The 20060-nt window shown below is 46.2% G+C and carries 20 protein-coding genes; 5 read left to right on the forward strand and 15 right to left on the reverse strand.

Going from position 1 to position 20060, the window contains the following annotated elements; genetic code table 11:
* Nucleotide 1: 1 nt before the first annotated feature.
* From KXZ66_RS18345 to KXZ66_RS18385, 9 genes are all read right to left on the reverse strand, one after another.
* Nucleotides 2–727: a lipoprotein YvcA gene (locus KXZ66_RS18345; protein WP_219144686.1), complete on the reverse strand. Its 726-nt coding sequence runs from the start codon at nucleotides 725–727 to the stop codon at nucleotides 2–4.
* A 245-nt stretch (nucleotides 728–972) separates the two neighbouring features.
* Nucleotides 973–1602, reverse strand: a complete 630-nt coding sequence (hisIE, locus tag KXZ66_RS18350) for a bifunctional phosphoribosyl-AMP cyclohydrolase/phosphoribosyl-ATP diphosphatase HisIE (RefSeq protein WP_003228125.1) — start codon at nucleotides 1600–1602, stop codon at nucleotides 973–975.
* Nucleotides 1599–2357, reverse strand: coding sequence for an imidazole glycerol phosphate synthase subunit HisF (gene hisF / locus KXZ66_RS18355; protein WP_015384749.1), 759 nt, complete (start codon nucleotides 2355–2357; stop codon nucleotides 1599–1601). The genes hisIE and hisF overlap by 4 nt, the downstream gene beginning before the upstream one ends.
* Nucleotides 2354–3091 (reverse strand): 1-(5-phosphoribosyl)-5-[(5-phosphoribosylamino)methylideneamino]imidazole-4-carboxamide isomerase, encoded by a 738-nt coding sequence (hisA, locus tag KXZ66_RS18360; protein WP_120027531.1) that lies wholly within the window; start codon nucleotides 3089–3091, stop codon nucleotides 2354–2356. The genes hisF and hisA overlap by 4 nt, the downstream gene beginning before the upstream one ends.
* Complete coding sequence (gene hisH / locus KXZ66_RS18365; RefSeq protein WP_015251140.1) at nucleotides 3088–3726, reverse strand: imidazole glycerol phosphate synthase subunit HisH; 639 nt, start codon at nucleotides 3724–3726, stop codon at nucleotides 3088–3090. Before hisH ends, hisA begins: the two co-directional genes overlap by 4 nt.
* Nucleotides 3727–4311, reverse strand: coding sequence for an imidazoleglycerol-phosphate dehydratase HisB (gene hisB, locus KXZ66_RS18370; RefSeq protein WP_219144687.1), 585 nt, complete (start codon nucleotides 4309–4311; stop codon nucleotides 3727–3729).
* Nucleotides 4308–5591 (reverse strand): histidinol dehydrogenase, encoded by a 1284-nt coding sequence (hisD, locus tag KXZ66_RS18375; protein WP_219144688.1) that lies wholly within the window; start codon nucleotides 5589–5591, stop codon nucleotides 4308–4310. The genes hisB and hisD overlap by 4 nt, the downstream gene beginning before the upstream one ends.
* On the reverse strand, nucleotides 5588–6229 hold the full coding sequence (hisG, locus tag KXZ66_RS18380; RefSeq protein WP_015251138.1) for an ATP phosphoribosyltransferase: 642 nt from the start codon (nucleotides 6227–6229) through the stop codon (nucleotides 5588–5590). The genes hisD and hisG overlap by 4 nt, the downstream gene beginning before the upstream one ends.
* Nucleotides 6222–7397: an ATP phosphoribosyltransferase regulatory subunit gene (locus tag KXZ66_RS18385; RefSeq protein WP_032726933.1), complete on the reverse strand. Its 1176-nt coding sequence runs from the start codon at nucleotides 7395–7397 to the stop codon at nucleotides 6222–6224. Before KXZ66_RS18385 ends, hisG begins: the two co-directional genes overlap by 8 nt.
* 250 nt (nucleotides 7398–7647) lie before the next feature.
* On the opposite strand from KXZ66_RS18385, the gene KXZ66_RS18390 reads away from it, so the two are divergent.
* Both KXZ66_RS18390 and pelC read left to right on the forward strand, forming a co-directional pair.
* Nucleotides 7648–8400: a C39 family peptidase gene (locus KXZ66_RS18390; protein WP_015483750.1), complete on the forward strand. Its 753-nt coding sequence runs from the start codon at nucleotides 7648–7650 to the stop codon at nucleotides 8398–8400.
* Nucleotides 8401–8639: 239 nt separating this feature from the next.
* The gene (gene pelC / locus KXZ66_RS18395; RefSeq protein ID WP_219144689.1) at nucleotides 8640–9305 is read left to right on the forward strand and encodes a pectate/pectin lyase PelC; all 666 of its coding nucleotides are present in this window, start codon (nucleotides 8640–8642) and stop codon (nucleotides 9303–9305) included.
* Nucleotides 9306–9324: 19 nt separating this feature from the next.
* Here the strand turns inward: pelC and hprF are convergent, their stop codons facing one another.
* From hprF to hprK, 5 genes are read right to left on the reverse strand one after another with little or no spacing between them, the layout of a single operon-like run.
* Entirely contained in the window at nucleotides 9325–9843 is a 519-nt protein-coding gene (gene hprF / locus KXZ66_RS18400; protein ID WP_219144690.1) for a heptaprenylglyceryl phosphate O-acetyltransferase, read from the reverse strand.
* Between the two features lie 3 nt (nucleotides 9844–9846).
* Complete coding sequence (gene ppaX, locus KXZ66_RS18405; protein WP_014481021.1) at nucleotides 9847–10497, reverse strand: pyrophosphatase PpaX; 651 nt, start codon at nucleotides 10495–10497, stop codon at nucleotides 9847–9849.
* Nucleotides 10494–11432, reverse strand: a complete 939-nt coding sequence (locus tag KXZ66_RS18410; protein ID WP_021480692.1) for a nucleoside recognition domain-containing protein — start codon at nucleotides 11430–11432, stop codon at nucleotides 10494–10496. Before KXZ66_RS18410 ends, ppaX begins: the two co-directional genes overlap by 4 nt.
* 23 nt (nucleotides 11433–11455) lie before the next feature.
* Nucleotides 11456–12265, reverse strand: a complete 810-nt coding sequence (lgt, locus tag KXZ66_RS18415) for a prolipoprotein diacylglyceryl transferase (protein ID WP_021480693.1) — start codon at nucleotides 12263–12265, stop codon at nucleotides 11456–11458.
* Nucleotides 12266–12278: 13 nt separating this feature from the next.
* Nucleotides 12279–13211, reverse strand: a complete 933-nt coding sequence (hprK, locus tag KXZ66_RS18420) for an HPr(Ser) kinase/phosphatase (RefSeq protein WP_003228097.1) — start codon at nucleotides 13209–13211, stop codon at nucleotides 12279–12281.
* Nucleotides 13212–13392: 181 nt separating this feature from the next.
* Between hprK and nagA the strand changes: the two genes are divergently transcribed.
* Genes nagA through nagR form a run of 3 tightly spaced genes read left to right on the forward strand, consistent with a single transcriptional unit; the run spans nucleotide 13393 to nucleotide 16057 of the window.
* Entirely contained in the window at nucleotides 13393–14583 is a 1191-nt protein-coding gene (gene nagA, locus KXZ66_RS18425; RefSeq protein WP_046160894.1) for an N-acetylglucosamine-6-phosphate deacetylase, read from the forward strand.
* Entirely contained in the window at nucleotides 14580–15308 is a 729-nt protein-coding gene (nagB, locus tag KXZ66_RS18430; RefSeq protein WP_038829909.1) for a glucosamine-6-phosphate deaminase, read from the forward strand. Before nagA ends, nagB begins: the two co-directional genes overlap by 4 nt.
* 17 nt (nucleotides 15309–15325) lie before the next feature.
* A complete protein-coding gene (gene nagR / locus KXZ66_RS18435) occupies nucleotides 15326–16057 on the forward strand; it encodes an N-acetylglucosamine utilization transcriptional regulator NagR (RefSeq protein WP_003228089.1) in 732 nt (243 codons plus the stop codon).
* A gap of 18 nt (nucleotides 16058–16075) precedes the next feature.
* Here the strand turns inward: nagR and KXZ66_RS18440 are convergent, their stop codons facing one another.
* On the reverse strand, nucleotides 16076–19945 hold the full coding sequence (locus KXZ66_RS18440; RefSeq protein WP_077671021.1) for a lamin tail domain-containing metallophosphoesterase family protein: 3870 nt from the start codon (nucleotides 19943–19945) through the stop codon (nucleotides 16076–16078).
* Nucleotides 19946–20060: the final 115 nt, after the last annotated feature.

The following is a 20060-nucleotide window of genomic DNA, read 5'->3' on the forward strand; positions in this document are numbered from 1 at the left end:
CTTATTTCTCCTTTTTATCTATTAAAAAGGTGATAGAATTAATTAATTTCTCAACTTTATTTTTAGCCTTTTGTTCATCTAAGGAGCATGGTTGATTTTCATTTTTGCATCCAAGGGTAAAGGCGTATTCTACTCCTAGGTTATCTTCCTCTGTAGACTTAACATATCCAAAATAACTGTATGAATAATTATATTTTCTATCAATATCGTCAAAGATGTCTTTTTTCTTGGCAGTGTAAATATCCGTTTTCTTTTTGCTGCTTTTTTTGTATTCGCCTTTATAATCATTTTTTCCACTAACAATATCTAGCATTGTCTTAGGTTCATTCGCAAAACTTTCTTCTTTGTAATATGTTACATGGCCATCAAACATTACATTGGTGTCTTTATCATAACTATTAAACCCAATACTTTCTTTGTTTTTCCCAGTTAACGATGATCTTCTTGATAGATACTTCCCATCCTCCGGAAACAACATCCTAAACCCTTTCAGCTTAGATTCCAGCAAATAATATCCTGGTTCCTCTTCTTTTGTTGACACCATATACTCTCTCGTTTTCTCGTCCTGAAACGCAGGTACTTGAGGCAGATCCTTGGGATCCATGTCTTTTGGTTTTACCGCTTCTGTTTTATTGTCATTTGTGGTGTTTTTATCATTGTCATTCATACTGCATCCTCCTGTCAGGGCAAGTAATAAGCTGAAGCAAATATAGATGATCTTTTTCATTACGAACCTCCACGGGTTTTGTGAGAATAGTATTCTATTTTTATATCAAAAATAATTCTATTGACCTGGTTAAGAGATGATTATTTCATCCTTTTTCATGTTACATCATGGCGGAATTTGGATAAATAGGAAATCAGACTCGGTTTTGATCTCCTTTTATTAACTAATCATATATAACACCTCATATAAATCTAAATACCTATTACTTTTTTCACAAAACAAAAAGAGCCGTATCATACGGCTCTTTACTCTTCTTTCTCAGAATGGCGTTTTTTCAATACGTCAAGCACATCATCCAGCGGCAAGGCTTGTTCTCTGAGCAGGACAAGCAGGTGATACAGCAGGTCTGCCGCTTCCCATTTGAGTTCCTCGTGGTCCCGATTTTTCGCGGCGATGATGACTTCGGATGCTTCTTCACCGACTTTTTTCAAAATCTTATCGACGCCTTCACGGAAAAGGTAAGTAGTATAAGCTCCCTCAGGCATTTCCGCTTGGCGTTCCGCGATCACGCGTTCCAGTTCGTTCATGATGCCGAATCGGCCTGCGGCCTGTTCTTCTGTTTGTTCCTTCATAAAACAGCTGTAGCTGCCAGTGTGGCATGCCGGGCCGGATGGCTCTACAAGTACGATCAATGCGTCCTGGTCGCAGTCATACCGGATACCTTTGACGGCTTGCGTGTTCCCTGAGGTTTCTCCTTTATGCCATAGCGCTTGGCGTGAGCGGCTGTAAAACCATGTTTCCTTCGTTTCCAGCGTTTTTTCGTACGATTCCTTGTTCATATACGCAAGTGTCAGCACTTCTTTGCTTGCCGCATCCTGCACGATAGCAGGAATTAATCCGTCCTCGTTAAAACGCAGTTCATCTGCCTGTTTCATCTCACATTCACCCCGTACTCTTTCAAGTATGATTTCACTTCTTTAATCGATGTTTCTTTATAATGAAAAATTGAGGCAGCCAGCGCGGCGTCGGCTTCTCCTTTTGTAAAAGCCTCAAGCATATGCTGTGCGTTTCCCGCGCCTCCCGAGGCGATAACAGGGACGGGGACAGCTTCGGAAACAAGCTTTGTCAGCGTGTGGTCGAAGCCTTTTTTCTCACCGTCAGAGTCCATGCTTGTCAGCAATATTTCTCCTGCCCCGCGTTTGACGCCCTCTTTTGCCCACGCGGTGACCTCCCAATCTGTTTTCTTTCTGCCGCCGTGCGTGTAGACCTTATATGTGTCAGATTCTTTGTCATACTTGGCATCAATGGCAAGAACGATGCATTGAGAACCGAAAAACTCGGCTCCTTCTGCAATCAGCTCAGGGCGGAGAACAGCTGCCGTGTTCACCGACACTTTGTCCGCTCCGGCACGCAGTATCGTTTTCATATCGCTGAGCTGATTGATGCCGCCGCCGACTGTAAAGGGAATGGCAAGCTTCGCGGCAACCTGCTCCACAACGTCAACCATCGTCTTTCGTCCTTCGTGCGAGGCGGAGATATCAAGAAAAACAAGTTCATCCGCACCTTCCCGGTCGTACACTTCAGCGAGTTCAACTGGGTCACCTGCATCCTTCAATTCGAGAAATTGAATTCCTTTGACAACGCGTCCTTCTTTGACATCAAGGCATGGAATAATCCGTTTTGTGATCATTTGCGCTTCACCCTTTCAAGCGCCTCACACAGCGTAAACTGATTGGTATACAATGCTTTTCCGATGATTGCTCCAGAGACGCCGTCCGCCTCATAGCGGGCGAGGGCTTCGAGATCCGTGACGGAGCTGACTCCGCCTGAAGCGATCACCGATTTCCCCGTTTCCTTAGCAAGCTCGACCGTGCTTTTAACATTGGGGCCTGACAGCATTCCGTCTGTCGCGATGTCAGTAAAAATAAAGACTTCCGCACCTTCATTGGCCAGCTCTTTGCCCAGTTCAGTTGCCTTAAGGGTTGATGTTTCCAGCCATCCCTCTGTTGAAACAAAACCGTTTCTCGCATCCAGTCCGATTGCAATTTTCTCGCCATATTGTTTCAGCATTTTTTTGACAAACGGAGGGTCAGAAACTGCTGAGCTTCCTAGGATCACCCGATCGACTCCAGCTGATAAATATTCGTAGACGTCTTTTTCTGAACGGATCCCGCCGCCGATTTCGACTTTCAGGTTCAGCTTTTGCGCAATCTCAATCACATGGCGGTCATTCACTCTTTTCCCTTCTTTGGCCCCGTCGAGATCAACGAGATGGATCCATTCGGCACCCTCTTTCGCAAATAACTCAGCCATGTCGTACGGTGAATCGCCATATATCGTTTCCTTATTATAATCCCCTTGAACAAGGCGGACACATTTGCCGTTTCTCATATCAATTGCCGGATATAATGTAAAAGCACTCATTTTTTCACCTTCTGTTCTGCTGCCATTTTCGTAAATTGGGTTAAAATAGACATTCCGACCGTGCTGCTTTTTTCCGGATGAAATTGGGCGCCGAAGACGTTTCTTTTTCCGACTACAGCAGGCACTCGTACACCATAATCGGCGCTTGCCAGAAGCGCGTTCTCCTCCATCCCGTCTATGTAATAGGAATGAACGAAGTAAGCGTAGCCTTGTTCTGTTTTAGTCAGCAGCGGAGATTCATTATGAAAGGAAAGACGATTCCAGCCCATATGAGGAACCTTCAGCTTGTTTCCTTTTTCATCTTCTGCTTTCAGCCTGACTGCTTTTCCTTTTAACAGCCCGAGTCCTGAAGCGGTGCCGTTTTCTTCGCTTTCTTCAAATAAAAGCTGCATGCCGAGGCAGATCCCGAGAAGCAGCCTTCCCTCTGAGACCATATCGTGAATCAATTGATCAAGCTTCGTGTAGCGCAAATTGTCCATCGCGTCTCCAAATGAACCGACTCCCGGCAAAATGAAGGCATCAGCTTCTTTCAGCTCCTCCGGCTTTTCAGAAACAAAATACGGCACGCCGACACGTTCAAGCGCCTTTGAGACACTGTATAAATTCCCCATTCCGTAATCTATCACGCCGATCATTTACAGCATCCCTTTCGTTGACGGTATTCCTTTAACTCGCGGATCGATCGTTGTCGCTTCATCAAGCGCACGTCCGAGTGCTTTAAAAACGGCTTCAATCATGTGGTGGGTGTTTGTGCCATAATGAACGATGACGTGCAGGTTCATTCGAGCTTCGAGCGCCAGCTTCCACAAAAATTCATGTACAAGCTCCGTATCGAAAGTTCCGACTTTAGCAGCCGGGAAGTCAGCTCGCATTTCTAAGTGCGGCCGGTTGCTTAAATCAATCACAACTTGAGCAAGTGCCTCATCCATCGGCACAAACGCCGATCCGTAGCGTTTGATTCCTTTTTTATCGCCCAACGCTTCGAGCAGCGCCTGCCCTAAGCAGATGCCGATATCTTCAGTCGTGTGGTGATCATCTATATCAACATCGCCTTTTGCGTTAATGGAAAGATCGAATTGGCCGTGTTTCGTGAATAAATTCAACATATGTGTCATAAACGGCACATCTGTTTTGATATCCGCTTGTCCCCCGCCGTCTATTGTAAATGCCATCTCAATATCTGTTTCGTTTGTTTTCCTGACGCGTTCCGCTTTTCTCATTTAGAAATCCTCCGTTCTCTCGCTTCAATTGATCTGGCATGGGCTTCTAACCCTTCCAGTCTGGCAAAAGCCGCGATGCTTTCGGCATGTTCTTCAAAGGCTGATTGACTGTAAGAAATAATACTCGATTTCTTTTGAAAATCAGTTACGTTTAATGGACTTGAAAATCTGGCTGTTCCGTTTGTCGGAAGCACATGGTTCGGTCCGGCAAAATAATCACCGACAGGCTCAGGGCTGTATCTGCCTAAGAAAATTGCACCCGCATGTTTGATACTGCCAAGCAAAGCTTCCGGAGACTGTGTTATGATTTCTAAATGCTCTGGCGCGAGTGTATTGACAGTATCAATCGCTTCCACCATTGTTTCCGCCACATATATACAACCGTAATCTCTCACTGAAGCTTCCGCTATTTCTCTACGCGGCAAGGTTTTCAGCTGCTTACTCACCTCGGCTGAAACCGCCTCGGCCAGCGCCATGGAATCTGTGACAAACACACATGAGCTGAGCTTATCGTGTTCCGCCTGTGACAGCAGATCGGCTGCAATTTCGCTCGGAATCGCTGTTTCATCAGCCAGCACGACGATTTCACTAGGTCCGGCAATCATATCGATATCGACATCGCCGAACACTTCCCGTTTGGCAAGCGCGACATAAATGTTGCCCGGACCCGTGATTTTATCCACCGGCTCAATGGTTTCTGTTCCGTATGCTAACGCCGCAATCGCCTGAGCGCCGCCCATTTTGTAAATGTCTTTTATGCCCAGCTCGGCTGCAGCAACCAAAACTCCAGGAGACAGCAGACCGTCTTTTCCCGGAGGCGTGACGAGAACGATTCTTTCAACGCCCGCTACAAGCGCCGGAATCACATTCATCAAAACAGATGAAGGATATGCGGCCGTTCCCCCCGGCACATATACACCGGCGGAATCCAGCGCCGTCACTTTCTGCCCCAGCATTGTGCCGTCCTTTCTGTGATAAAACCAGGAGGATTGCAGCTGTCTTTCGTGATATTCCCTAATATTTTCGATTGCCTGCCTAATCACCTGAAGAAGACGTGAATCCAGTGAGGTGTATGCCTCCTCAAATTCTTCTTTTGTGACCAGCGGGCTGTCTATTTCGATGCCGTCAAATTTCGCCGTGTAGCTGTGAACCGCCTGATCACCGTTTGCTTTAACATCTTCAATAATGGACCGGACCGTCTTTCTTTGCTCTTCCGTTCCGGCATCGATGGAACGCTTGAGAGAAAGCCGTTCCGCTCCGCTGATGGTTTTGATCTTCATTTTGCCGTCTCTCCTTCCACAACGAGAGATAGGCGGGATGCCATTTCGTCAATCACATCGTCTTTCATGCGATAGCTTACCGGGTTAACAATAAAGCGAGAGGTAATGTCACAAATGTGCTCCGTTTCAACAAGCCCATTTTCCTTCAGCGTCTGTCCTGTGGAAACAATGTCCACTATCCGATCTGCAAGCCCAATGAGCGGAGCCAGTTCAATTGAACCGTTGAGCTTAATGATCTCGACTTGTTCTCCCTGCTCTCTGAAATAACTGGAAGCCACATTCGGATACTTTGTCGCGATTCTTGGCGCTACGCCGCTCCAGTCTGTATTCGGAAGTCCGGCGACAGCTAAGTGGCATTTGCTGATTTTTAAATCCAGTACCTCATACACATCGCGTTCCTCCTCCAGCATGACATCCTTGCCCGCAATTCCGACGTCTGCCACGCCATGCTCCACATACGTGGTTACGTCCATCGGCTTCGCTAATATGAAACGAAGATTTTCCTCCGGCACATCGATGATCAGTTTTCTCGAATCTTCAAACTCCTCAGGGAGCCTGTAGCCTGCCTGCCTCAACAACCCTGCCGCTTCTTCAAATATCCGGCCCTTTGGCATCGCCATTGTGAGTAACTTACCCATTTTGCTCTTCCTTTCTGGCACCGATAAAATAAGTGACGTTTGCAAAAGATTTTGTCATCTGGTCGATATTTTCTATTCCCGATAAATCTTGAAGAACCACTTTGTTCCCTTTCATGCGTTCTTCATTCGCATAAGCGATGGCTTGCGCCCGCTGCTCTTTGCTGAAAATAACAGCGTCTATATCACAAGGTTCTTCTTTCATATGAAGGGCTTCAATCAGCCGGTCGATCCGAAGCCCGAAGCCTGTTGCCGGTGCAGGTGAATCAAAATGGCCCAGCAGCTTGTTGTAACGGCCGCCGCTTCCAATGACAAAACCGACATTCTCGGCGTACACTTCAAATAAAATCCCTGTGTAATAGCTCATGTGGCTGACCATATTCAGATCCAGGCGGACATTTTCCGTACATCCGTAATCCTCAAGAATGTCCCACAGCGCCTTCAGCTCATCAACCACGCTTTTTCCTTGCGCAGAATCGACGATTTCCTCGGCACGTCCGCATACTTCTATACCGCCCCGCAGTTCAAGGAGCTCAAGCAGCCTGCTTTTATCAATGGAGGAAAGCGGGAGAGACTTGACATGCTCTCTGTAGCCGACGTAGTTCTTTTCATATAAGAACCTCCGCAGCACATCAGCTCGTTCAACGTTCCCGAGCACCTCAACAAACAAAGCATCCGCAATGCCGGCATGGCCAATGGCAATTTTAAAGGATGCCAGCCCAGCGTTTTTCAATGCCCCGACGACTAAAGCAATGACCTCCGCATCCGCGCTCGTCGTGCCGTCACCGATTAACTCCACTCCGACCTGCTCAAACTCAGCCGGACGTCCGCCTTCACGCTCCTGAGCCCTGAATACATTTGCCGCATAGCCGACTCTTAGCGGATGACCGTGTTTCAGAAGCTTCGATGCCGCCACCCTTGCAATCGGCCCCGTCATATCCGGGCGAAGCACCAATGTCTTGCCGTCCTGATCAAGTAGCTTAAACAGCTGCTGCTCTTCAATTGCTGACTGGACGCCAACCGTATCGTAAAACTCCAGTGTCGGCGTTTCCATAAATTGATATCCCCATTTATTGATCAAATCGGTTAACGATCGTCTCACCTTTTTTTTCGTTTCGTATAAACCGGGCAGTGTATCTCTCATGCCGTGCGGTTTTTCAAACATAAACATCAACCCGAGCACCTCCGCTGTTATCTTATGAAGGAAAATTCCGAATCCTTTAGTTCGCTAATATGATAATATGTTAGCAGATGAAAGAGTGAAAATCAACGCTTAACTTCAGTAAGGATTTTTTTAGTTCAAATATCCTTCTCCTCATTATGAAAAAATCATGAACAATGTATTAAAGGTACGTAATATCTCAAATTCTTTATGTCTGGCATGCTATAATACAAATCAAATAGAGAACAAGGAGATAAAGATGAAAACACTGCGAACTCTATGTGTCCTGATGATTCTTTCAGGCGTTATTTTTTTCGGACTTAAAATAGATGCAAAAGATATAGATATTCCTTTTTTGAACAGCCTTAAAAAAGTGGTTTCTGATAGCGATACAGACTCAGCTGCGAATAGCAAAAAGGAGCTGAAGGGAAGCGCAAAACCGCTGGATGTCATCCTTTACAATCAAATGGACGCACCCCGGCTCTATAACGGCTGTGAAGTAACAAGCCTTGCGATGGTGCTGAATTACGCAGGATACGACGTGACAAAAAACACCCTGGCAAATCAGGTTGCCACAGTGCCTTTGACATACAGCAGCGGATTAAAGGGTGATCCGAATGACGGATTTGTCGGGGATATGGCGAATGGCCCTGGTCTCGGTGTCTACCATCGACCGATCTATCAGCTGGCGAAAACCTATGCGGGAGACAAAGTGTCTGATCTGACTGGAAAAAGCATTTCTGCTGTTTATGAACAGCTTGAAAAAGGCAATCCAGTTTGGGTTATTACGACAGCCAACTTTACGCCAGTTGACAACATGCAGACATGGAAAACGCCAAACGGAACGATAGAGATTACGTACAGCGAACACAGCGTCGCCGTTACGGGATATGATGATAAATATGTGTATCTCAATGATCCGTATGGCTATAAAAACAGAAAAACCGATAGAACAAGCTTTGAAAAAGCGTGGAAACAAATGGGCAGTCAGGCCGTAGTTATTCAAAAGTAAACACCTGAAGCCTCACTATGCTCTATCCTGAGCAAATACGACAATATTCATGCTTTTTGTTTCAATCGGTAAGATCGATTCATTTTCCATTTATCATCCAGAATTGTCTTTACTTTCAGGCTATCTGTTTTTATGATTAAAGCAGATTCAGCCTTGCCCCGATCTATGTGAGAGAAGCCGGTGCAAGTCGCTGACGCTTCTCTTGCAAAAAATGAAAGATATCCGGGGAGGATTTATCATTGAAAAAATTCGTGTCTATCCTATTTATGTTCGGATTGGTTATGGGGTTCAGCCAGTTTCAGTCATCAACCGCTTTTGCAGCAGACAAAGTGGTGCACGAAACAATTATCGTACCAAAAAATACAACATATGACGGGAAAGGACAGCGGTTTGTGGCAGGGAAAGAATTAGGCGACGGAAGCCAGTCAGAAAACCAAGACCCTGTTTTTCGTGTGGAGGATGGAGCAACCCTGAAAAATGTGATGCTTGGTGCACCTGCCGCTGATGGCGTGCACACTTATGGAAACGTTAACATTCAGAATGTGAAATGGGAAGATGTTGGTGAGGATGCGTTAACGGTGAAGAAGGAAGGAAAAGTGACGATCGACGGCGGTTCTGCTCAAAAAGCGTCAGATAAGATATTCCAAATCAATAGAGCCAGTACATTCACAGTGAAAAACTTCACGGCAGACAATGGCGGAAAGTTCATAAGACAGCTTGGCGGTTCAACCTTCCACGTTGATGTGATCATCGATAAGTGCACCATCACAAACATGAAGGAAGCGATATTCCGGACGGACAGCAAAACAAGCACGGTCAGAATGACAAATACACGCTACTCTAATGTCGGTCAAAAATGGATTGGTGTTCAGCATATTTACGAAAACAACAACACTCAATTTTAACCAAAAAAGTCCGCTGATGTTATTCAGCGGACTTTTTCAATCTTTCTTGCATTTCTTCCTTCGTATAGATGATCCTCATCGGATTTCCGCCGACAAATGCGCCGGCAGGCACGTCTTTATGGACAAGTGTTCCGGCGGACACAACTGCGCCATCTCCTATTCTCACCCCGGGCAGAATGGTCGTGTTGGCACCAATCATCACTTCGTCTCCGATCAGAACTGTGCCGATCCGGTATTCGTGAATCAAATACTCATGGGCCAGAATGGTCGTATTGTACCCGATGATTGTATTTGTTCCGACTGAGATCTTTTCCGGAAACATGATATCTGGCATCACCATGAGGGCAAAGGATGTCTGATTTCCAACCTTCATCCGCAGAAATGTACGGTACAGCCAGTTTTTCATCCCTATAAACGGCGTATATCTCGCAATTTGAATGACAATGAAATTTTTGACGACCTTTAGAAAAGGTACCGTTTGATAGACATGCCACAGTGAGTTGGCCCCCGAGACCGGATGACGATCTGTTTTTCTCACAGATTACTTCACTCCAACGATTTGTAATAGATCACTCATTTTCTCAAGCATAAAATCCGGCTCATGCTTCGCCAGCATTTCCGGCCCTTTAATCGTCCATGCGACTCCTGCCGTTTTTGTACCGGCGTTTTTGCCTGCCAGCACATCGTGGTAATTATCTCCGACCATAATGGCTTCCTCGGGCTTGCTTCCTAACTGTTTCAGCGCTAACAGCACAGGCTCGGGATCAGGCTTTGCATTCGTCACATCATCTAGGGTGACAACTGTTTCAAAGAATTCGCCGATTCCCGTGAGCTTGAGGCCCATATTGACAGTATCTCTTAATTTTGTTGTCACGATTCCTAATGTAAAGCCGGCTTTTTTTAATGCATCCAGGGTCTCATATACCGTTTCATATTCAGTCACGAGTGAATCATGCATGTCATGATTGTACGCTCTGTACATGGCGATCATATCCTCGCATTTATCAGGGTCCATCGAAGAGAACGTTTCAAAAAGAGACGGCCCGATAAATGCAAGGACATCTTCTCGTTTATACTTGCTCGGATAATAATGCTCCAGTGTATGCAAAAAGGACGCGATAATTAATTCATTCGTATTAATAAGCGTTCCGTCTAAATCAAACAGAATCGTCGTTACTTGTTTGTCACTCATATTGCTTCCTTTCCAACCGCTGAGGGTTTCCACTTTTTCCATGTATGCGCAATAGCCATTGTCAGCAGAACTGCTGTGGTGACACGAATCAAAAGAAGCGGCCAGACTGGTATGCCGAGCGGAATAAAGACAAGTGTATCTTCCACGACCGCGTGGCAGGCAACGAGAAATATAAATGCCAATGTCATATCCCGCCTGCTCACGCCGTCATCCTCGACAGCTTTGATCATGACACCCGCTCCGTAGGCCAGACCAATCGTCAGTCCCGCCACCATTGTCATAGACGTATTTTTATTCATGCCAAGCAGCTGCGTAAACGGAGACAGCCACCTGGAGAACCGATGCAGCCAGCCTAAATCTCTTAAAAACTGGATGATGATCATCAGAGGTATGACAATTGCCGCCAGCTGCAAAACACCAAGTCCGGCTTTCGTTAAGGCTTCTGTCAGCATTGCCAGCCAGCTGTCTGGCGCCACGCTCTTCGCAGCGATAAAACCGTACTGCGCCGTTTCCTGTCCGCCATGCCAAATAAGGTTGATGACGATGGCTGACACAGCGGCTAAACCGATGCGCACGGCCAATATGACGCCAATTCTGATGCCAACCTTTGCGGCAACTGTCGATTCGATAATCAAGTTATGACAGAATGAAAGCATAACAGCTAAAATAAAGACTTCTTTCACAGATAAATCCAATGTTAAAATCCCGGCAATTCCCGCATACAGATTCAGCATATTTCCCAGTACAAGCGGAATGGCCGCTTCACCAGAAAGACCGAAGAGACCCATTACCGGTGTGATCAGCCGTACAAGCCAATCCATGACAGGGGTATGCTGAAGCAAAGTGACCAATAGCGTTACCGGGAAAATCACTTTACCCAGCGTCCATGTTGTTTGAAAACCTGCTGCAAGACCGGCCAGAAAGATTTTCTTCATGCCTCATCCCCCTTTGTTGACGTCTACTCCGCGTACCGCTCCTTCGAGTATCCCTTGACGCGTCTGAAGATGATGGCTGCCACAGCCAAAACAATCAATACGATTGAAATCACCTGAGCGATGCGAAGTGAATCTGTCAGCATTAAGCTGTCAGTCCGCATTCCTTCAATAAAGTATCTTCCGATTGAATACCAAATGATATAGATCAAGAACATCTCGCCTCTACGCAAATTCGCTCTGCGAAGCAGCAGTAAAACAATGACGCCGACAAAACTCCATAGTGATTCATATAAAAAAGTAGGATGATAATATTGCCCATTGATATACATTTGATTGATAATAAATTCAGGCAGGTGCAGGTTTTCTAAAAAGGCTCTGCTGACAGCCTCGCCGTGCGCTTCCTGATTCATGAAGTTCCCCCAGCGGCCGATCGCCTGGCCGAGCAAAATGCTGGGCGCGGCAATGTCCGCAAGCTTCCAGAACGAAAGTTTTTTCACTCTCGAAAACACATAACCCGTTAAAATGGCGCCGATTAATCCGCCATGAATGGCAATGCCGCCCTTCCAAATCTTAATGATTTCTCCCGGATGTGCCGCATAATAGTCCCATTCAAAGGCAACGTAATAAATTCGCGCGCAAATAATCGCAATCGGAATGGCAAACAGGACAAGATCAATAAACGTATCTTTCTGCAGCCCCCGTTTTTCACTTTCCCTCATCGCAATCCACAGCCCGAGCAAAGCGCCGAGACCGATAATGATTCCGTACCAATGGACGGCTAACGGCCCCAGCTGAAATGCTATTGGATTGAGTGGTTCTATCGCTTCATTCATTTAACGCCAACTCCTATTCTTCTTGTTCACCGTCTTCAATGACGTCCGCCAGCTTGTTGGTGAATTGTTCAGCGGCATTCAGCCCCATCCGCTTCAATCTGAAGTTCATTGCTGCCACTTCGATGATGACTGCAAGATTTCGGCCTGGACGGACGGGAATCGTCAGTTTTGTGATTTCTGTATCAATGATTTTCATGGTCTCTTCCTCAAGTCCGAGCCGGTCGTATTGCTTGCCCTGCTCCCAAAGTTCAAGATTCATGACAATCGTGATTCGTTTATTGCTTCTGACCGCGCCAGCGCCAAATAGCGTCATCACGTTGATAATGCCAAGCCCCCTGATTTCAAGGAGATGCTCAATTAATTCCGGAGCGTTTCCGACAAGAGTATCCTGATCCTCCTGCCGAATTTCAACGCAATCATCGGCGACAAGGCGATGCCCTCTTTTCACAAGCTCCAGCGCTGTTTCGCTTTTTCCGACGCCGCTCTTTCCTGTGATCAGCACGCCGACACCATATATATCGACAAGAACGCCATGAATTGCTGTGGTAGGCGCCAGCCTGCTCTCAAGGAAGTTGGTTAAACGGCTTGACAGTCTTGTCGTTTTCAGCGGCGATCTGAGGACAGGCACCCCATTTTTCTCGGAGGCGTCAATCAGCTCCTGCGGGATGGGCATATCTCTAGAAAGAATAATAGCTGGTGTTACATCAGTGCACAGAGAATCCATTCGCTGTTTTTTCTCCTCTTCAGGAAGCTGTTCAAAGAAAGAAAGCTCTGTTTTTCCGAGAAGCTGCACGCGCTCTCTCGGGTAATATGTAAAATATCCGGCAATTTCAATGCCTGGTCTTGATAGGTCACTCATTGTAATCGGGCGGTTAATTCCTTCTTCTCCGCTGATTAATTCCAAATTGAACTGTTCCATTACGTCTTTTGTGCGAACCTTTGCCACGATATGTTCCTCCTGTTCCGGGCTGCCCCGAGCTTGCTCACAATACTTTCATTTTATCACTTTCAGGCTTGAACCTAAAACAGATTTTATAAAAGGCGGGAAAACACCTCAGCTGGTCTAGATCACTAGTCTGAAAAAGAGTAAAATAAAGGTATTCAAATTCCAGAAAGGCGGATCATCTATGGCAGAGAGTCTTCTTATCAAAGACATTGCGATCGTGACAGAAAATGAAGTAATCAAAAACGGCTATGTCGGAATCAATGACGGAAAAATCAGCACAGTCTCAACAGAACGGCCCAAGGAGTCATATTCAAAAGAGATTCAAGCACCTGCGGATTCCGTTTTGCTTCCCGGCATGATTGACATTCATATCCACGGCGGCTATGGCGCAGATACAATGGATGCTAGCTTTTCCACGCTCGACATCATGTCGTCAAGACTGCCCGAAGAAGGCACGACGAGCTTTTTAGCCACAACGATTACCCAAGAGCATGGGAACATTTCTCAAGCTTTGGTGAACGCAAGAGAGTGGAAAGCGGCTGAAGAGTCCTCTTTATTAGGTGCAGAACTGCTCGGCATTCATTTAGAGGGCCCCTTTGTTTCGCCTAAAAGAGCCGGAGCGCAGCCAAAGGAGTGGATTAGGCCTTCGGATGTTGCGCTTTTCAAAAAGTGGCAGCAGGAGGCGGGCGGACTGATCAAAATTGTTACACTTGCGCCGGAGGAGGATCAGCATTTTGAACTGATCCGCCATTTGAAAGAAGAATCGATTATCGCGTCCATGGGGCACACGGATGCCGATTCCGCAATGCTGTCGGATGCCGCAAAAGCAGGGGCGAGCCATATGACCCATCTGTACAACGCGATGAGCCCGTTTCATCACCGAGAACCCGGAGTGATCGGAACGGCGCTGGCCCATGATGGGTTTGTGACAGAGCTAATAGCCGATGGCATCCACTCCCATCCTTTAGCGGCTAAGCTTGCTTTTTTGGCGAAAGGCAGCAGCAAGCTCATTTTAATTACCGATTCCATGAGGGCAAAAGGACTGAAAGACGGCGTTTATGAGTTCGGCGGCCAAAGTGTGACGGTAAGAGGACGAACAGCTCTTCTTTCAGACGGAACCCTTGCCGGTTCGATCCTCAAAATGAACGAAGGTGCACGGCATATGCGTGAGTTTACAAATTGCTCTTGGACGGATATAGCTAATATAACTTCTGCAAACGCGGCCAAACAGCTGGGCATCTTTGACCGAAAAGGCAGTGTGACTGTGGGAAAAGATGCAGATTTAGTGATTGTCAGCAGTGATTGCGAGGTGATTCTCACCATTTGCCGCGGAAACATTGCATTTATATCCAAGGAGGCTGACCAGATATGAAAGTAATGGAATGTCAAACGTATGAAGAGCTAAGCCAAAAAGCAGCCAGAATAACGGCAGATACAATCAAGGAAAAACCTGATGCCGTTCTCGGGTTAGCGACAGGCGGCACACCGGAAGGCACTTATCGCGAGCTGATCCGCCTGCACCAAACTGAGAATCTCTCATTTCAAAACGTCACTACAGTTAATTTGGATGAGTACGCCGGACTTTCAAGCGATGACCCGAACAGCTATCACTTCTATATGAACGACCGTTTTTTTCAGCATATCGACAGCAAGCCTAGCCGGCATTTTATTCCGAATGGAAATGCAGACGATTTGGAAGCTGAATGCAGACGGTATGAACAGCTAGTCGAGTCCCTCGGCGGCACTGACATTCAGCTTCTCGGCATCGGCCGAAACGGACACATCGGCTTTAACGAACCGGGAACGTCTTTCAAGTCGCGAACTCATGTTGTGACATTAAATGAGCAAACCCGCCAAGCGAATGCCAGATATTTTCCCTCCATAGACAGCGTGCCGAAAAAAGCACTGACAATGGGAATTCAAACGATACTCTCAAGCAAGCGCATTCTGCTGCTTATTTCTGGAAAAAGCAAAGCGGAAGCTGTTCGTAAGCTGTTAGAAGGAAACATAAGCGAAGATTTTCCCGCATCTGCTTTGCACCTGCATTCCGATGTTACGGTTTTGATTGATCGTGAAGCCGCGTCATTAAGACCTTGAAAGGAACATGCTGACTTATGAATATCAATAAACAATCGCCTATTCCGATTTACTATCAGATTATGGAGCAATTAAAAACCCAAATTAAGAACGGAGAGCTGCAGCCGGATATGCCTCTTCCTTCTGAGCGCGAATATGCCGAACAATTCGGGATCAGCCGGATGACAGTTCGCCAGGCGCTTTCTAATTTAGTTAATGAAGGCTTGCTCTATCGCCTGAAAGGGCGGGGCACCTTTGTCAGCAAGCCAAAAATGGAACAAGCACTTCAAGGGCTGACAAGCTTTACCGAGGATATGAAAAGCCGCGGGATGACACCGGGCAGCAGGCTCATTGATTATCAGCTTATTGATTCAACTGAGGAGCTCGCGGCTATATTAGGCTGCGGGCACCCCTCCTCTATCCATAAAATCACTCGGGTGCGGCTGGCAAATGATATTCCAATGGCGATTGAGTCCTCACATATTCCCTTTGAGCTTGCGGGTGAATTGAACGAATCGCATTTTCAGTCGTCGATCTATGATCATATTGAAAGGTATAACAGCATACCGATTTCCCGTGCAAAACAGGAGCTTGAGCCAAGCGCTGCCACCACGGAAGAAGCGAACATTCTTGGTATTCAAAAGGGAGCGCCAGTCCTATTAATTAAACGAACAACATATCTGCAGAACGGAACTGCTTTTGAGCATGCAAAATCCGTATACAGAGGCGACCGTTATACATTTGTCCACTATATGGATCGTCTTTCATAAAAAAGCCTCCAACCCTTTTTAAGGATTGGAGACATGGCGAAAATCAAACTGGTCTGGTGCCGGACGATATGTTTCTTTTTTCGTCTTGAACTTCCAGATCGGTGATTTCGTTTTGCCGTTAAAACTGTCTTCCACTATAATGTACCAATAATAAACAGACTGCGGTTCAAGATGATCCCAGCGGAATTCAGCTGTATCCCCGCTCTTCACTTGCTCCCGTTTTCCGAGCTCTTCATTGGTATATACGTTACATTCAAAATAATCGGTTTCCACCTTTTTGATTCTTGGCTTCAAATCAAGCGAAAGGGAAAATTCATCCTTGTTGCCATAGGTATCCGTATCATAGTAATTCTTATCCTTTACATACGGAGAATACGTCGATACGTGCACCATGTCATTGGCCTGGTCAAATTGAAGCAAACGCAAATACCCTTGACCGCCTTCTGGCCCGCCCTGATAATCGGCCAGCATTTGATGCACAAGACGATCCGGTTTCCCATCACCATCATCATCCAGCTCATCTGTTTTTCTCATCGCACTATGATAATGCCCGCTCAATACCATCACGACATTCGGGTTCGGCTTTACGATTTCTTTGAATATTTTCTCTCCGATCGGGCTTCTGTTTCCGCTGACCAGCAAATACTCATGAAAAGCTAAAATTGCCATCCGGTCAGGGTGTTTCTTCAGCACCTGATTCATCCACGCGATGTCTTCATCCGTAATGCCCCACCCCATGTACAGCATGATATAATCATTGCCGTTGCTAGAAATCAGATCATAATGTCCGCGGTTATTTTTATAGGAACCGCCATAATGCAATTTTTTATCAAAACGATCGCTGCCAAAATATTTGCCAAACGCCCTGTAGGAGCCGTCCTTATGCCCGACATCGTGATTGCCGGCCAGCACGCCGTAAGGAATTCCGTTCTTATCCAGAACGGACATTGACCGATCAGCGTTTTTCCACTGTCTGATATCGGCGGAATCATCTACAATATCACCCGTGTGGAACACATATTTGATATTGAGCTGCTTTTGATTATCCTTTATCCATTCGGTCTGTTTATCAAAAATATGCGGATAGCTTTCGGCGTAATACTGTGTATCAGACATCCAGACAAATGTGTACATATCCTTCGCAGGAGGAATTTCATCCTGTACAATCACATTCATTTTCGACTCCCGTACAAAATCGGCGGCAATCACAGACGCTTTCAGCGTAAACGGTTTGTCATCCTTCGCGACGAAGCTGTCAACAGGCTGCCATTCGTTTGTCCGATAATTCCAAGCATACATCGTCACCTTTCTCCCCGGCAAAGAACTGCCCTTCCAAACCGCTTCTGCCAGATCATTCTCATCAATTGATGGATCAACCGTCACTTCAAAGCGATGATAAGGGAAAAGCTCTTTGTTTTCTGTCGATACTGTTTTTCCATCAGCAGCTGATACCCGCTCCAATTCTTTATTCGTAAATGGGGTCTCCCTTTCCGGCACAAAGCTTTTCGGCGGTTCAGTCAGTGACGCGTGCTTAAATATTTTCACATGATTTCGCGCTGTATATTGAAATCCCCTATAAAAACCAACATCCATGGCATCATTCGTCGGATCTTTCACCCGGACAGAAAGCTTGGCCTTATGCGTGTCGGCATCGCTGTCTATAACCTCCGGCTGGTCCGGATGCTCTCGTTCGGTTTTAAACGTCCTCTCAATCACTGCTTTATTGCCCGCGAGATCCGTTGCTGTCACTTTTAGAGAATGTTTTCCCGGCAAAAGGTCAGAAGATGACGTATGATATGGGAGTGTAATGCTTTCTCCATCTAAAGACGCCTCCGCTTCCTCAATTTTGCTCCATTTATCATACATATCGGCCTGCAGGATAAGGTTTCCCTTATACGTTTGCCCCTCGGTGATATTCGGCTCAATGTGAGGTCCTGAATTATCTACCCGTACAACCAGGCTGACATTTTCCTTGCCGTCGCTTGCTTGAATATGGTGAGCGCCTTCAGAAAGCTTTGATGTGTCCCACTCCAGCAGCTGTGATGTAAATAGTCCGTCAGGCAGATTGAACTGAAATTGCCAGCTTTTATTCGAGCGCTGATTATCGCCAATAAAGAGTTCCTTCTCAGGAGACACCCTCTGATCCCTGATCACCGTTCCATCCGATAACACCAATCGGGCGTTTTTGACTAAGAAGTCATCACGGTTTTCAGCCGTATCAAACGGAGACACCTTCGAACCCGATCGTATTGTAATACGCTGCAGCTGCTTCCCTTTCCGAAGCAGTGTCTCTGGCAATGGAACAGAATAGGTGCGGTATTTATTTGTTGTATCATCGAACACCTTCAGCACTTTTCCTTCCATCGTTACCGCGTTTTTAAAATAAAGGTTCGTTTTCCTCGTATCGAACGCAAAATATACTTCTTTTTCCATCGCGGGCTCTGTCACTTGTTTTTTCCCGTCAATCCATAGCTTAATGCGGTCAGCTCGCCCTTCTGTCGTGGCTTTGAGAAATTGAGTTCCCGACAGCGTGTCTCTGTTTTCAATATTCATCCGCAGACCGTGCGACTTGCTTGTTTGTTTAATATCAATCATTTTGACCGGCGTTCTCGCTTCATTGATCCCGTCCCCGGCCGCCACATAATACTCTAGCTGATCCTTCCCGATCAATTCAGGCGAATACACAATATAATGGTAGAGATTATCGTTGCGGTCTTTTTCAGCAAGAATTCGCTTAAACGGTTTGTTCTCATCCGTCCGGTAGTAAAAGGCCGCTGTTTTCACTAGACTTCGGTCCCGTATGTCAGCCCGCAGCTCAATGCTTTCAGCAGGGCGGACAGGCTTGCGGTCAGTCAAATCCTCAATGACCGGCTTTTCTTTATCGAGCTTGATTTTCCGTTTCTGCTCGGGCACCTGTGCCTGTAATACCGTTCCGGGAGACGGATTCTTTTCCCCGATTGAAATGTTCAGAAGTTCTGCGGTTCCGTTCAACGGATACTTATAAAGCACTGATGACAGCCGGCGCAGCGCATGTTTCCGATAATGCGCAACCGAAATGTCCTTTCCTGTATTCGTTGATATCACAACAGCCCGCGGCCTCGTATTGGCCATACCCTCTGTCTCGTCTATCACCGCGAGATTTTTTCCTTCTTTTAGTTGTGTCTGATAATAACGATTGAAATCCTCTGACGTCAATTCTGGATGCCCGGCAGGCTTCAGCCAGACGACAAACGTTTCGCCGGATGGTATCAAGATCCTTTCATCAGGTCTCCAAATCAGATCGGAGTCAGGCCCTTCTTTTGGGTAGCGGTAACGGAAATGGTAGTCTTTAAAATCAATCGTTCTGTCAGTCGTATTAAAAATCTCAATAAATTCATAACCGTCTGCACGTCCTATATTCTTCGTATCAACCGCCAGCTCTGTGATCAGAAGCTCCGGAATATGGGCAAGGTCAGCCTGGTATCCTTCAAGCTTCAGTTTCTTCGTCTCCGACTCCACCCGCTGCTTCCCATTCGACATCACAATGTAATACTCAAGCTCGCTGTTCCAAATCAAACGTTTCGGAATTTGTGCCAAAAACTTGCGGACCGCTCCGGGGGTCGGGTCCATCGGCACCATTTTGTAGCCCAGCTCATTACTTTGTTTATAAAAAAGAAAGGCGGAAAATGCTTGATACGAATTATCGCGAACTTGAGCCTCAATCATTAGATTGTTTCTCATTTCAGCTTTCACATCAATTTGAGGAGGATTTTCAAGCAAGGGTATGTAATGAGGCGTTTGAAATAGTTCCTGCTGTACAACAGGAAAAGCTTTTGATTCATGATGGCCGCCAGACAAAACGGAAAGAAAAGACAGTAATATAGAAGCAATAACCGTGTATTTCCTCATCAAATCACCTCCCTTTTCATGTATTTTGCGTCTGAACAGGGAAGCTTATGAGTTCATTTTTGTGCATAAAGAACAAAAAAACGTCTGCCTCTTGAAAATTCCACTATTCCCCAGT

Origin of the sequence: Bacillus sp. LJBS17, assembly GCF_019334685.1 — a bacterium.
Lineage (GTDB): Bacteria > Bacillota > Bacilli > Bacillales > Bacillaceae > Bacillus > Bacillus subtilis.

Excerpts from the sequence above, each read along its gene's own strand:
- nagR (WP_003228089.1), top strand. The coding sequence starts at position 15,326 with ATGAATATCAATAAACAATCGCCTATTCCGATTTACTATCAGATTATG.
- nagA (WP_046160894.1), top strand. The coding sequence starts at position 13,393 with ATGGCAGAGAGTCTTCTTATCAAAGACATTGCGATCGTGACAGAAAAT.
- lgt (WP_021480693.1), bottom strand. The coding sequence starts at position 12,265 with ATGAATGAAGCGATAGAACCACTCAATCCAATAGCATTTCAGCTGGGG.
- KXZ66_RS18410 (WP_021480692.1), bottom strand. The coding sequence starts at position 11,432 with ATGAAGAAAATCTTTCTGGCCGGTCTTGCAGCAGGTTTTCAAACAACA.
- hisG (WP_015251138.1), bottom strand. The coding sequence starts at position 6,229 with ATGGGTAAGTTACTCACAATGGCGATGCCAAAGGGCCGGATATTTGAA.
- KXZ66_RS18345 (WP_219144686.1), bottom strand. The coding sequence starts at position 727 with ATGAAAAAGATCATCTATATTTGCTTCAGCTTATTACTTGCCCTGACA.
- KXZ66_RS18440 (WP_077671021.1), bottom strand. The coding sequence starts at position 19,945 with ATGAGGAAATACACGGTTATTGCTTCTATATTACTGTCTTTTCTTTCC.
- KXZ66_RS18385 (WP_032726933.1), bottom strand. The coding sequence starts at position 7,397 with ATGTTTATGTTTGAAAAACCGCACGGCATGAGAGATACACTGCCCGGT.
- hisH (WP_015251140.1), bottom strand. The coding sequence starts at position 3,726 with ATGATCGGCGTGATAGATTACGGAATGGGGAATTTATACAGTGTCTCA.
- hisIE (WP_003228125.1), bottom strand. The coding sequence starts at position 1,602 with ATGAAACAGGCAGATGAACTGCGTTTTAACGAGGACGGATTAATTCCT.
- hisD (WP_219144688.1), bottom strand. The coding sequence starts at position 5,591 with ATGAAGATCAAAACCATCAGCGGAGCGGAACGGCTTTCTCTCAAGCGT.
- hisF (WP_015384749.1), bottom strand. The coding sequence starts at position 2,357 with ATGATCACAAAACGGATTATTCCATGCCTTGATGTCAAAGAAGGACGC.
- KXZ66_RS18390 (WP_015483750.1), top strand. The coding sequence starts at position 7,648 with ATGAAAACACTGCGAACTCTATGTGTCCTGATGATTCTTTCAGGCGTT.
- hisB (WP_219144687.1), bottom strand. The coding sequence starts at position 4,311 with ATGAGAAAAGCGGAACGCGTCAGGAAAACAAACGAAACAGATATTGAG.
- nagB (WP_038829909.1), top strand. The coding sequence starts at position 14,580 with ATGAAAGTAATGGAATGTCAAACGTATGAAGAGCTAAGCCAAAAAGCA.
- ppaX (WP_014481021.1), bottom strand. The coding sequence starts at position 10,497 with ATGAGTGACAAACAAGTAACGACGATTCTGTTTGATTTAGACGGAACG.
- hisA (WP_120027531.1), bottom strand. The coding sequence starts at position 3,091 with ATGAGTGCTTTTACATTATATCCGGCAATTGATATGAGAAACGGCAAA.